The sequence below is a fragment of the Streptomyces sp. NBC_00461 genome (genome assembly GCF_036013935.1).
In the GTDB taxonomy this organism is placed as follows: Bacteria; Actinomycetota; Actinomycetes; order Streptomycetales; family Streptomycetaceae; genus Streptomyces.
The window spans coordinates 3,605,663-3,618,171 of the sequence record NZ_CP107902.1; the positions used below are offsets into that span (position 1 = coordinate 3,605,663).

8 protein-coding genes are annotated in these 12,509 nt (G+C 69.7%); 3 read left to right on the forward strand and 5 right to left on the reverse strand.

Annotation, left to right across the window (positions count from 1 at the left end; genetic code table 11):
- Positions 1–4: 4 nt before the first annotated feature.
- Entirely contained in the window at positions 5–397 is a 393-nt protein-coding gene (locus OG870_RS16945) for a hypothetical protein (protein WP_266584376.1), read from the reverse strand.
- 192 nt (positions 398–589) lie between these two features.
- Between OG870_RS16945 and OG870_RS16950 the strand changes: the two genes are divergently transcribed.
- The gene (locus OG870_RS16950; protein WP_266584374.1) at positions 590–2,083 is read left to right on the forward strand and encodes an eCIS core domain-containing protein; all 1,494 of its coding nucleotides are present in this window, start codon (positions 590–592) and stop codon (positions 2,081–2,083) included.
- Between the two features lie 4 nt (positions 2,084–2,087).
- On the opposite strand, the gene OG870_RS16955 is transcribed toward OG870_RS16950, so the two are convergent.
- From OG870_RS16955 to OG870_RS16965, 3 genes are all read right to left on the reverse strand, one after another.
- Positions 2,088–5,834, reverse strand: coding sequence for an ABC transporter ATP-binding protein (locus OG870_RS16955; RefSeq protein WP_266514883.1), 3,747 nt, complete (start codon positions 5,832–5,834; stop codon positions 2,088–2,090).
- A gap of 148 nt (positions 5,835–5,982) precedes the next feature.
- A complete protein-coding gene (locus tag OG870_RS16960; protein ID WP_266840282.1) occupies positions 5,983–7,044 on the reverse strand; it encodes an esterase-like activity of phytase family protein in 1,062 nt (353 codons plus the stop codon).
- A 53-nt stretch (positions 7,045–7,097) separates the two neighbouring features.
- Entirely contained in the window at positions 7,098–7,952 is an 855-nt protein-coding gene (locus OG870_RS16965; protein ID WP_327691058.1) for a serine hydrolase, read from the reverse strand.
- Between the two features lie 235 nt (positions 7,953–8,187).
- Here OG870_RS16965 and OG870_RS16970 point away from each other — a divergent pair, with 235 nt between their 5' ends.
- The gene (locus OG870_RS16970; protein WP_327691059.1) at positions 8,188–10,431 is read left to right on the forward strand and encodes an ArnT family glycosyltransferase; all 2,244 of its coding nucleotides are present in this window, start codon (positions 8,188–8,190) and stop codon (positions 10,429–10,431) included.
- A 207-nt stretch (positions 10,432–10,638) separates the two neighbouring features.
- The gene (locus OG870_RS16975) at positions 10,639–11,445 is read left to right on the forward strand and encodes an endonuclease I family protein (RefSeq protein WP_266514895.1); all 807 of its coding nucleotides are present in this window, start codon (positions 10,639–10,641) and stop codon (positions 11,443–11,445) included.
- A gap of 144 nt (positions 11,446–11,589) precedes the next feature.
- On the opposite strand, the gene OG870_RS16980 is transcribed toward OG870_RS16975, so the two are convergent.
- Positions 11,590–12,201: an AfsR/SARP family transcriptional regulator gene (locus tag OG870_RS16980; RefSeq protein WP_266924349.1), complete on the reverse strand. Its 612-nt coding sequence runs from the start codon at positions 12,199–12,201 to the stop codon at positions 11,590–11,592.
- Between the last annotated feature and the right edge of the window lie 308 nt (positions 12,202–12,509).

Here is a 12,509-nt window from a genome sequence, read left to right on the forward strand (position 1 = left end):
GGGTTCAGTAGCGCTTCCAGCCACCGGAGTCGTAGGACCCACGGCCCACCGAGCCCTTGATCCACACCTTGCGGTGCCCGACGTAGGCCCGCACCGGTCCGGCGTGACTCGTGAACTGCCCCTTGTCGACGATGGGTTCAAAACCGCGCACCTGCATGCTGACCATCATCGGCCGCTTGGCGGCGGCACCCTTGGGGACGGTGAGGGCGCACAGGTAGTTGCCGCTCCTGTACAGCTTCACGGAGCCGGTGGAGAAGGCGAACGTCCTGATCTTGTGCCCCGAGCAGGACTGCGCGGCGGCCTGCGCCTGCCCCGGCGCCGCGACGGCCAGGAGCCCGGAAGCGGCCAGCACGGTGAGGAGCGTCGCCAACCGCCGCCGTATCGCACCACTGTCCACTGTTGTCCCTTCCCGTATCCGGCAATGAGCGTACTGGTGTACGGACGCACGACATGTGTCGGATGGTTGCACGGGCGTCGATGAGCGGGCGCCCTTCGGTCGGGCGAGCGTGCAACGGGTCTGCCCTCCCAGCTCTTGCGGCGACCCGTCGTCTCTGTGGAGATGTGAGAGGAGTCCCAAGGAGGTCCCGTAGTGCACGCCAAGGAACTGCCGGAGAAGAACACCGGTCAGCGTCGATCCCCGGCCCCGTCGTCCCAGGTGGCGGGGGTGGTGCAACCCGCTGTCGGGACACGGTCCCCGCAGTCGCTCGCCACCCTTCAGCGCACCGCCGGCAACGCCGCGGTGGCACGCATGGTCGAGGTCCAGCGGGCGCGGTCCGACCACGAGGAGCACCAGCACGATGCGGGATGCGGCCATGAGGACACCGTGCAGCGGTCGGCCGCCGACGAGGTGAGCTCCGTGGTGCGGTCCGGGGGAAGCCGGATGGCCCCCGGGTTGCAGCGGGAGATGGAGACCCGGTTCGGCGGCGAGGACTTCTCCGACGTCTCCCTCCACACCGGCACCGCGGCACGCAGTTCCAGCGAGGCCGTCGGGGCCGAGGCGTACACCACGCACACCAACCACATCGTGTTCCGCAGCGCGGTCGACAAGAAGACCCTCGCCCATGAGCTGGAGCACGTCCGCCAGCAGCGCGCCGGCGCGGTGGCCGGCACCGACAACGGCAGCGGTGTACGGATCAGCGACGAGTCCGACCCCTTCGAGAAGGCGGCGGAGCGCACGGCGCGGCAGGTGATGCGGGGCGGGGCGGACGTTCAGCGCGCCGTCGCGAAGGGGTCGACGGCCCCGGCGTCGGCCGCGGTGCAGCGCATGCCGAAGAAGAAGACCCCGAAGACCGCGCCGGCCGAGACTTCCGCGCAGGCGGCCGCTCCCGCGAAGAGCGAGGCCGAGAAGATCATCGAGTACTTCGACGCGCTCGACGAGGGGTTCAAGGCGAAGGAGCAGAACGCGAAGGAAATCATCCTGGAGAACATCGGCATCGGGACCGCGTACACCACCCTCGCCGACGTGGAAGGGGACGCCGAGCTGTCGGCCCTGTTCCACGAGGAGCTGGGGACCGCGGAGCACGAACCCGGGTTCCAGACGGCCTCCGTCGGCGGTGGCGGCAGCAGCGACTGGGCGGCGAAAGCGGTGACCAACGCGCACGCGGACATGCGGATCAGGCATCCGTTCTGGGGCGACAAGACCTCCCTCCACCACAAGATCGCCCGCACCCAACTGGACGACATCCTCGCGTCGGCGGACGCGGACGGCCCGCGGGCCTCGCCGGTCTTCATATTCCTGGACGAGATCCGGAACGTGCTCGAATCCACGGCCGGGAACAAGAAGGCGCTGCACAACATGCCCGCCAACCTGGAGATGGGGCCGGCCAGTGACACGAGGACGGGGGACCCCGGTAGCGGAACCGACTTCAACTACGACTCGGGTGCGATGACGCCTCGGTCGAGCGAGTTGAACGACGCACTGCAGCTGACGCGTGCGACGCCCGTCGACTGGCAGGCAGTCGCCGACAAGCTCCGGGAGGCGCAAAGGATCCAGGAGAAGGAGCACGGCGGCGCGATCATCTCGCCGCCGGTCCTCGCACGCTGGAAGCAGCGCGGCGCCAAGTGGGAGAAGCAGGACACCTGACCGCTCAACGCACCGCGCCCACCGGCTCCTCCGTGTCCGGCGCTCCCACGAACGTCCGCCACAGCTCGGCGTACTGCCCGTCCAGCGCGAGCAGTTCGTCGTGCGTGCCGTCCTCCACGACCCGCCCGTGGTCCATGACGACCACCCGATCGGCGCGGGCGGCCGTGGTCAGCCGGTGGGCGACCACGAGTGTCGTACGGCGGCCCGCGAGCCGGTCCGTCGCCTGGTTGACCTGGGCTTCCGTGGCCAGGTCCAGGGCGGCCGTGGCCTCGTCCAGGAGGAGGACGTCGGGGTCGACCAGTTCCGCGCGGGCCAGGGCGATCAGCTGGCGCTGGCCCGCCGAGAGGTTGCGGCCGCGTTCGGCGACCTCGTGCAGATAGCCGCCGTCGAGCGTGGCGATCATCTCGTGCGCGCCGACCGCGCGGGCCGCCGCCTCGACCTCGGCATCGGTGGCGTCCGGGCGGCCGTAGGCGATGGCGTCGCGGACCGTGCCCTGGAAGAGGTACGCCTCCTGCGGGACGACGCCGAGACGGTGCCGGTAGGAGGTGATGTCGAGGGTGCGCAGGTCCTGGCCGTCGACCGTGACCCGGCCGCTCGTGGGGTCGTAGAAGCGCGCCACGAGCTTGACGAGGGTGGACTTGCCCGCGCCGGTCTCGCCGACGAAAGCGACCGTCTGCCCGGCCGGGATGGCCAACTCGATGCCGTCGAGCGCCTCTTCCCCTTCTGCCTCGTCGGCGGCACCGTAGGCGAAGTGCAGGCCCTCGAACGCGATGTCGCCGCGCAGGGAGAGGACCTCCAGCGGTTCGTCGGCGGCCTTGGTGGAGGTCGGCTCCCGGAGCAGTTCCTGGATGCGGCCCAGGGAGACGGTGGCCTGCTGGTAGCCGTCGAAGACCTGGGAGAGCTGCTGGACCGGCGCGAAGAACAGGTCGATGTAGAGGAGGTAGGCGACCAGCGCACCCGTCGTCAGGGTGGCGGCGTCCACCCGTCCCGCGCCCGCGATCAGCACGGCCGCGGCGGCGACGGACGACAGGAGCTGCACGAAGGGGAAGTAGACGGAGATCAGGAACTGGCCGCGGATGCGCGCCTGGCGGTAGCTGTCGCTGCGCTCCGCGAACCGCCGCCCGCCGTCGACCTCGCGCCCGAAGGCCTGCACGATCCGCAGCCCGGACACCGACTCCTGAAGGTCGGCGTTGACCAACGACACACGCTCACGGGCCAGTTCGTACGCCTTCACGCTCGCCCGGCGGAAGAAGAACGTGGCGACGATCAGCGGAGGCAGCGTGGCGAACACGACGAGCGCGAGCTGCAGGTCGATCACCAGCAGGACGCCCATGATGCCGAAGAAGGTGACGACGGAGACGAAGGCGGTGACCAGGCCGGTCTGCAGGAAGGTGGAGAGGGCGTCGACGTCGGTCGTCATCCTCGTCATGATCCGGCCGGTCAACTCCCGCTCGTAGTAGTCGAGTCCGAGCCGCTGCAGCTGGGAGAAGATCTTCAGGCGCAGGGAGTACAGGACCCGCTCGCCGGTGCGCCCGGTCATCCGGGTCTCGCCGATCTGCGCCGCCCACTGGGCGAGGACGGCGAGCAGGCCCAGCAGCGCGGCCGCCCAGACCGCGCCGAGCGCCGCCGCGGTGACGCCCTGGTCGATGCCGTGCCGGATCAGGACCGGAAGGAGCAGCCCCATCCCGGCGTCGACGGCCACCAGAGACAGGCTGACCAGCAGCGGAAGGCCGAAACCCCGCAGCAGTCGGCGCAGGCCGTAGGACTCCTCGGGCGTCACCGCACGCGCCTCGTCGATCTCCGGGACGTCGGTCGCCGGCGGCAACGCGTCGACCTGGGCGAGGAGTTCGGGCGTGGCGGGCATGCCCTCCATCGCGACGTCCCTCGGGACGCGCTCGCCCGCCCAGAGCCGGGGCGTGATACCTCGCTCGGCGTCGAACTCGGCGTCCAGCTCGTCCCGTACGGACGTGTCCTCCTGCGGGCAGGCGGCCGGGGTGTGCCCCGGTGAGACTCCGCCCAGCTCGTCCGGGTCGGTGAGCAGTCGGCGGTAGAGCGCGGACCGCTCCTGCAGCTCCTCGTGGGTGCCGATGTCGGCGAGCCGGCCGGCGTCGAGGACGGCGATGCGGTCGGCGAGGTTCAGAGTGGAGCGGCGGTGGGCTATCAGCAGCGTGGTGCGGCCCTGCATGACCTGCTTCAGCGCCTCGTGGATCTCGTGCTCGACGCGGGCGTCCACGGCGGAGGTCGCGTCGTCCAGGACGAGGAGCCGCGGGTCGGTGAGGATCGCGCGGGCGAGGGCGACGCGCTGGCGCTGGCCGCCGGAGAGGGTCAGGCCGTGTTCGCCGACCTTGGTGTCGTAGCCGTCCGGGAGCTCGCTGATGAAGCGGTCGGCCTGGGCGGCGCGGGCGGCGACGAGGATCTCCTCCTCGGTCGCGTCGGGCCGGCCGTACGCGATGTTGCTGCGGACCGTGTCCGAGAAGAGGAAGGAGTCCTCGGGGACCAGCCCGATCGCCGCCCGCAGCGATTCGAGGGTGAGCTCGCGGACGTCGTGGCCGCCGACGAGGACAGCGCCGCGGGTGACGTCGTAGAAGCGCGGCAGGAGCAGCGAGACGGTGGACTTGCCGGAGCCGGAGGAGCCGACCACGGCGAGGGTCTCGCCGGGACGGATCTCGAAGCTGAGCCCGTCGAGGACGGGGCGCTCCTCGTCGTAGCCGAAGGACACGTCGTCGAACTCGACCGTGGCGGGAGCGTCGGCGGGCAGTTGCCTGGTGCCGTCCGTCATCGACGGCTGGGTGTCGATCAGCTCCAGGACGCGCTCGGTGCCCGCGCGCGCCTGCTGCCCTACCGTGAGCACCATGGCCAGCATGCGGACCGGGCCGACCAGCTGGGCGAGGTAGGTGGAGAAGGCGACGAAGGTGCCCAGGGTGATGTGCCCGCGGACCGCCAGCCAGCCGCCGAGCGCCAGCATGGCCACCTGGCCGAGGGCGGGGACGGCCTGCAGGGCAGGGGTGTACGTGCTGTTCAGCCGGATGGTGCGCAGCCGCCCGGCGAACAGCCGCCGCCCGACCTCCCGCAGCTTGCCGGTCTCCTGCTCCTCCTGCCCGAAGCCCTTCACCACGCGTACGCCGGTGACGGCGCCGTCGACCACACCCGCGACGGCGGCGGCCTGGGCCTGCGCGTACCAGGTGGCGGGGTGCAGCCTGGAGCGGCTGCGCCTGGCGATCCACCACAGGGCGGGGGCCACGGCGAGGGCGACCAGGGTCAGCGGAAGCGACAGCCAGGCCATGATCACGAGGGAGATCAGGAAGAGGAGGACGTTCCCGATGGTCATCGGGAGCATGAAGAGCAGGCCCTGGATCAGCTGGAGGTCGCTGGTCGCGCGGCCGACGACCTGGCCGGTGGACAGCTCGTCCTGGCGGCGGCCGTCGAGGCGGGTGATCGTCTCGAACATCTCGGTCCGCAGGTCGTGCTGGACGTCGAGGGCGAGCCGGCCGCCGTAGTAGCGGCGGATGTAGGTCATGACGTAGACCACCACGGCGGCGGCGATCAGGGCACCGGCCCAGGGAGCCATGTCACGGCTGTGATCGCCGATGACGTCGTCGATGATCACCTTGGTGGCGAGCGGGACCAGCGCCATGACCGCCATGCCACCGAGAGAGGAGCCGAGCGCGAGCAGGACGTCCTTCGGGTAGCGCCATGCGTACGCGGCCAGCCTGCGCGCCCAGCCTCGTGTCTCGCCCTGTTGCGCTGCCACGCGGGTGCCCTCCTTCAGACCTGATCTTCCGGAAGGCACCAACGCGTACGGGCGCGGATTTCATCCCGCCGCAACAATTCGCTCCGCTGGGATCGGCCGTTTCCCGGGTGCGGCCGAGTGGGGGCCGGTCGCGCGGTTCCCCGCGCTCCTAGGAAGCTGTGCTTACCCGCAGGTAATAGAACCGCGTGATCTGGGTGGCGTTCTGGTTGTCGTCGCTGACCAGGAGGACCTTGAGGCGGCCCTTGTCGTGGCCCGTGATCGCCATGCCCTCGATGTTGTCGAGGAGCGGGTTGGGCTGGGGCTGCTTGGCCGTGGCGCCCAGGGACGGACAGTCCGCGATGTCGGCCAGCAGCGTCTTCTTGATCAGCCGTACGCCGGCCTGCCCCGTGAGGTTCTCGATGCCGCTGGTGTTCGTCGCCCTGCGCGGGTCGGCCAGGTAGAGGCGGACCGTGTTGCCGACGCCGGAGGTGAAGCCGCGCTCCAGGACGAGCAGGCGGCCGTCGGGGGTGGCCTGCACCTCGGGGACGCCGAGGCCGGAGTCGATGGGGTAGGCGTACTGGGCGCCGAGCCGGAAGTGCCCGCCCTTCGTCCTCTCCCAGGTCTGGAAGCGGACGATGTTCGCCGAGTCGCCGGAGATCGCGTTCTCCATCGACGCCAGCAGGGTGTGGCCGCCCGGGAGGCGGGTCAGGCCCTCGAAGGTCTGGTTGGACGTGGCGCGTCCGGCGGGGGCGACGAGGAGCGAGGAGGGGACCGGGAGGCGGTCGAGGATCCTGCCGTCGCGGGAGTAGCGGCGGACCGACGGCTCGGTCTCCGAGGTGATCAGCCGGGTGCCGTCCCGGTCGATGACGAGGCCCTCGCTGTCGAGCGCGGCGCCGTTCTCGTCGGCCAGCGGGACGACGCGCTTCGGCTGGAGCGTCTTCGCGTCGAGACCGAAGAGGGAGGAGCGGTCCTCCAGGGCCGCGATCGAACCGTCACGGTCGACCGCGAGCGCGGAGAAGTTGCCGACGAAGGTGCCCTGGTACGTCGTCTTGTCGAGCGCGTCGGAGAAGCGGTCGATGGAGACGGAGGGCGAACAGGCGTGGGCGGCGGAGGAGTTGGCCGCGTACGAGTTGGCCGCAGGCGGGTTGGCCGCGGCGGGCCCGGCGGCGGTCACAGTGGTGGCCGCCGCCAGGGCTGCGGTGACGGTCGCGAGTACGGTTCTCAGGCGCATGCGCGTCACCGTAGGGCGGGACGGTGACGCACGGGAGACCGACGCTTGAAGCGTCAGCTTGCGGCCAGATCCTTGTGAATTGCCTTCGAGACGCCCTGGATGGTCGAAATGCCGTAGTTCATGGTGCTGTTGCCCCAGGTGAGGACCGTGATCATGTAGTCGTGGCCGCCCCCGTTGAAGGTGCCGACGCTGTGCACCCGCCAGCCGTGCGTGGAGCGCTGCAGCCAGCCGTTCTTGACGTGCCAGGAGACCCCGGACGGGGCGCCGTAGGGCGTGCCCCAGCGCTGCGAGGAGATGACCTGGCCCATCAACTTCAGGATGTAGGCACGGGAGTTGTCGCTCAGCACCGAGTTCTGCGCGGTGACCAGCTTGAGCAGCTTCTGCTCGTCGGTGACGTTGATCTGGGTCAGGCCCCAGTAGTTGTTGGCGCCGGGGACGGTCTTCGTCATGCCGGCGGCGCTCAGGAAGCCCTTGATCTTCGTCATGCCGAGCTGCTTCCAGAGCTTGCTGGTCGCGTCGTTGTCCGACTTGGTGATCATGGCCTTGGCAAGCGAGTTCTCGGTGTCGGTGAGATACCGGTTGTGCTTCTTCGCGTCCCACAGCAGCGTGGCGAGGACGGTGACCTTGACGACGCTCGCGGAGTCGTAGGAACTGGTGGCGCGCAGCGAGCAAGTGGTGTTGGTGGAACGGTCGTAGAGGCCCACCGCGATGGTGCCCTTGCGGTCCGTGAGCGCCGCGCTGATGTCCTTCTTGAGCTTGGTGGCGAGGCCCGCCTTGGCGGACGTGCAGCTGACGGCCGGGGTCGTGGCGGCCGCCGCGGGCGCGGCTGCGGCCACGCAGGGTATGAGGATGCCGGCCGCGAGGCCCGCACCGAGTACACGGGCACGTCTGGACACGTGCTGAGTCATGGAGATCCCCCGTCATTCTGAAATGGTGACGAGCGCACCCTAGGCGCACTCGCCTCTCTTGACTCACATGGATATCCGAAAGTTGTACGTACGTTCCCCATGCGGGAGTTCAGCCGTCGGGGCGAATCCGCCCCAACCGCCCGCCCCTCGCCCGTCACCGCGCCCTGCGCGTTTTCACAGCCGGGGGCCAGGTTCGCCACAGCGCGCACCCACCCGCGGTCCCCACGATGCGGGGGTGACATCTGCCACCGATCCACTCCCCCACACCGAGACCGTGTCCGCCGACCGGCCGCCGTCCGCCCCAGCGGCGACGCCGCCGGACAAGGCCCCACGCTGGTCGCTGCCCGCGCTGATCGCGGTCCTGGCCCTGGCCACGGTCCTCTACGCCTGGAACCTGTCCGGCTCCGGCATGAACACCTTCTACAGCGGCGCCGTCTGGGCCGGCACGCAGAGCTGGAAGGCCTGGTTCTTCGGTTCGCTGGATCCGGGCAACTTCCTGACCGTCGACAAACCGCCGTTCGCGCTCATGGTCATGGGCCTGTCCTGCCGTGTCCTCGGCTTCGGCACCTGGCAGATGATGGCGCCGCAGATCGTGGCGGGCGTTGCCACGATCTGGATCCTGCACTCGTCCGTGAAGCGGATCTGGGGCCATGTCGCGGCGACCGTCGCCGCGCTGGTGCTGGCGCTGACCCCGATCACCGTCGCCATCAACCGCGACAACAACCCCGACACGCTGCTGGTGTTCCTCATGGTGTCGGGCGCGGCGCTCGCGATGCGCGCCACCCGTGACGAGAGGCTGCTGCCACTGCTCGGTTCGGCGGCCTGCTTCGGCCTCGCCTTCAACACCAAGCTGCTCGCGGGCTACATCGCACTCCCGGCCGTCTTCGCGCTCTACCTATACGCGTCGAGGGCACCCTGGGTGAAACGGATCGTCAATCTGCTGCTCGCCGCGGTCGTTCTGGCGGTCTCCAGCTTCTGGTGGGCCATCGCCGTCTCCCTGGTACCGGCCTCGGACCGGCCGTACATCGGCGGCTCGACGGACGGCTCCGCCTGGGACCTGATCATGGGCTACGACGGTCTCGGCCGCGTCTTCGGCGGCGAGGGCAACGGCGGGGGCGGCCGAGGCGGAGGCGGAGGCTTCTCCGGCTCCGCGGGCCTGGGCCGGATGTTCAACGACATCCTCGGCGGCCAGATCTCCTGGCTGCTGCCCTTCTCGGCGATCGCGCTGATCGGCGGCCTTGTGCTGTGCGGGCGCGCCCCGCGCACCGATCCGAGGCGGATGGGGCTGGTGCTGTGGGGCGGGTGGACGCTGCTGCACTACGTGATCTTCGCGACGGCCCAGGGCACCATGCACCCCTACTACACGACCGCGCTCGCCCCTGGCATCGCGGCGTTGTGCGGCGGCGGTGGCGTGATGCTGCTGGACGCCCTGCGCGCGGACAGGCAGTGGGCGTGGGTGCTGCCGCTCGCCTTCGGCGTCACCGGCATCTGGGCGATCGTGCTGCTGCGCCGGGCCTCCGGCTGGAACACCTGGTTGTGGCCGGCCGTCGGCGCGGTCATGGCCCTCGCGATCGTGGGCGTGCTCGTCTTCCGGTCCGGCAACAAGGCACGTCTGCTCACCGCGTCCGTCGCCGCGGCGGTCGTGGCGTCCCTCGCGGGCCCGACGGCGTACGCCGCCTCGCCGGCCTTCGGTTCGACGACCGGCATGATGGGCGGCACCAACCCGACGGCCGGCCCCTCGACGGGCGGCGGCATGGGCGGCGGACCCGGCGGTGGCGGCGGCAGCCGCAGCGGCTTCCCGGGTGGCGGCGAGATGCCGGGCGGCACCCGACAGAACGGCCAGAACAGCCAGAACAACCAGGCCGGCGGCCAGGCGGAGGGCGGCGTCCCAGGCGTCCCGGGCGGCCCGGGCGGCCCCGGCGGCCAGCAGGGCCAGAACGGCCAGGCTGCCGGCGGCAGGGGCGCGATGGGCGATACGGCCCGACAGCGCGGCGGCTTCGGTGGTGGTGGCATGGGCGGCGGTATGGGCGGCGCGAGCAGCGAGCTCATCTCGTACCTGGAGAAGCACCGGAACGGCGCCGAGTGGCTGCTCGCGGTGTCCAATTCGCAGAGCGCCGCGCAGATCGAGCTGAGCGCCAGGCAGCCGGTGATCTCGATGTGGGGCTTCACCGGCTCCGACAACGCGATGACGGTCGCCAAGCTCAAGGAGCTCGTGAAGAAGGGCGAGCTGCACTACATCCAGATCAGCACAAGCGGCGGCGGCATGGGCGGCGGCCCCGGCGGCGGCAACAGCCTCAGCGCCGAGGTGGCCACCTGGGTGAAGAAGCACGGCACGGCGGTCAAGGAGAGCGCGTACAGCAAGAGTTCGACGTCCGACGCGACGTCCAACTCGACCGCCGGTACCACCACCGGCACAAACTCCTCACCCCAGTCCAACCAGTCCTCGCTCTACCGCCTGGACCCGTCGGACGTCAGCTGACCGACACAGGCGCAGTCGGCCCCCGACCACCCGCCCGGTCGGTCGGGGGCCGTCTTCGGATGTCGATCTCGCCAACTCGTGTAGACACGGGGCAGATTGTCGGTTCCGGTCACCTGATGGACACGTTCAGTTTATTTACAGGACCGCATGTCCATGCCACGCTCCCGTCTGCCGCCTTCATTCAACCCGCGTAGATGGGACCCCCACATGCCGGCGACACGTATACGCCGCTGGAAATCGGTGGCCCTGGCCACCTCCGCCGTCCTGGTCGGCCTCACCGCCCCGGCCCTGACCGCGACTTCGGCCGCGGCCACGACGACCGACTACGACTCGACGTACTACAAGAACGCGGTAGGCAAGACAGGTACGAGCCTGAAGTCGTCCCTGCACACGATCATCAGCGCCAACGTCTCGAAGATCTCGTACTCCGACGTCTGGAACGCGCTGAAGGTCACCGACCAGGATCCGAACAACAGCAACAACGTGATCCTGCTCTACAGCGGCGTCTCCCGCGCCAAGTCCCTCAGCGGCGGTGACACGGGCGACTGGAACCGGGAGCACGTGTGGGCCAAGTCCCACGGCGACTTCGGCGAGGTGACCGGGCCCGGCACCGACCTGCACCACCTGCGCCCCGCGGACGTGACGGTCAACAGCGTCCGTGGCAACAAGGACTTCGACAACGGCGGCAGCACCGTCAGCAACGGGGGCGGCAGCCTCACCGACTCCGACTCCTTCGAGCCGCGCGACGCGGACAAGGGCGACGTGGCCCGCATGATCCTCTACATGGCGGTGCGCTACGACGGCGGCGACGGCTTCGCCGACCTGGAGCCCAACGAGAAGGTCAACAACGGCACCAACCCCTTCATCGGCAAGCTCTCCGTCCTCAAGGAGTGGAGCGACGAGGACCCGCCGAGCGCCTTCGAGGAGCACCGCAACCAGGTCATCTACGACACCTACCAGCACAACCGCAACCCGTTCATCGACCACCCGGAGTGGGTGGACGCGATCTGGTAGACCGCGACCGGCCGACGCACGAGAGCACACCACTGAGCCCTCCCGGTACCCCCAAGCCGGGAGGGCTTTGCGTATCCGTTGAACTCCGACGCCGATCAGGGCACCGCGCCGCGGCCAGGACGGGCCCGGTTCACCGCTGTGCGGCTACGCGGTGGTCAGGTCCCGTATCAGTTCGGTCATCCGGGAGGACGGCGACACCCTCAACTCCCGCTGGAGCAGCCTTCGGTACTCCAGGTAGTGCTTGACCGCACAGGCGATGTTGCCCTCCGCCGCGTGGACCTCGATGGCGATACGGTGAGCGGTCTCACGGTAGGGGTCGACGGTGGTGGCGGCCAGCGCCGCCTGATGTGCCGCCAAGTAACGCCCGACGGCGAGAAAGTGCTGGGCCAGGCCCTCCAGCGCGTACAGCCGCATCTGGTCCCAGCGCTCGCGTTCGAGTATCAGCCATTCGTCGCCCCAGCCCGGCAGCAGCGGCCGGACCAGGTTCTCGACGAGTCGGTCGAGGTCGTCCGGATCCGCTTCCGTCCCGCCCCCTCCCTCCAGGAGCCGGCAGGCCGACCGCCAGGCCTCCCGGTAGTCAACGGAAATGCACGCCGACAGCGCGAGGCGCTGCCCCTCGCTGTCGACGACGGCCTTGGGCCCCGACTTCCGGCACTGACACAGGGCAGATCTGAGGTTGGCCGCCGCCCGCAGCGAGGGGCACTCGGGCCAAAGCTGGTCTGCGGCGGCCCTCCGGTGAATCCCGTCGCCGCGCACCGCCAGAAGGGCGAGCAGACGCTGAGCCCCCGCCGGAACCGCGGCCCTTCGCCCACCGCGGATTAATTCAAATGGACCCAGGATTTCGATCCGCAATGCGTTCATCACAGCTAACACTGTGCTCGGGGCGTTTATCGGCTGCAACCGGTGTGACCCCATCGGACCAGGCACACCCTCACCCGGACAACGTTCAACAAAACACTCTTCCGCATGCCGAAAACTCTCTTCCCGACATATTGGAAACGCCCCTTAAACGCTCCAATAACGCATCCGAGATGCCCCATGAATGGAATTTTTACATTCCACGG

Bases quoted from the DNA above. Each gene is read 5' to 3' on its own strand.
- OG870_RS16960 (WP_266840282.1), bottom strand. From the start codon at position 7,044: ATGCGCCTGAGAACCGTACTCGCGACCGTCACCGCAGCCCTGGCGGCG.
- OG870_RS16965 (WP_327691058.1), bottom strand. From the start codon at position 7,952: ATGACTCAGCACGTGTCCAGACGTGCCCGTGTACTCGGTGCGGGCCTC.
- OG870_RS16975 (WP_266514895.1), top strand. From the start codon at position 10,639: ATGCCGGCGACACGTATACGCCGCTGGAAATCGGTGGCCCTGGCCACC.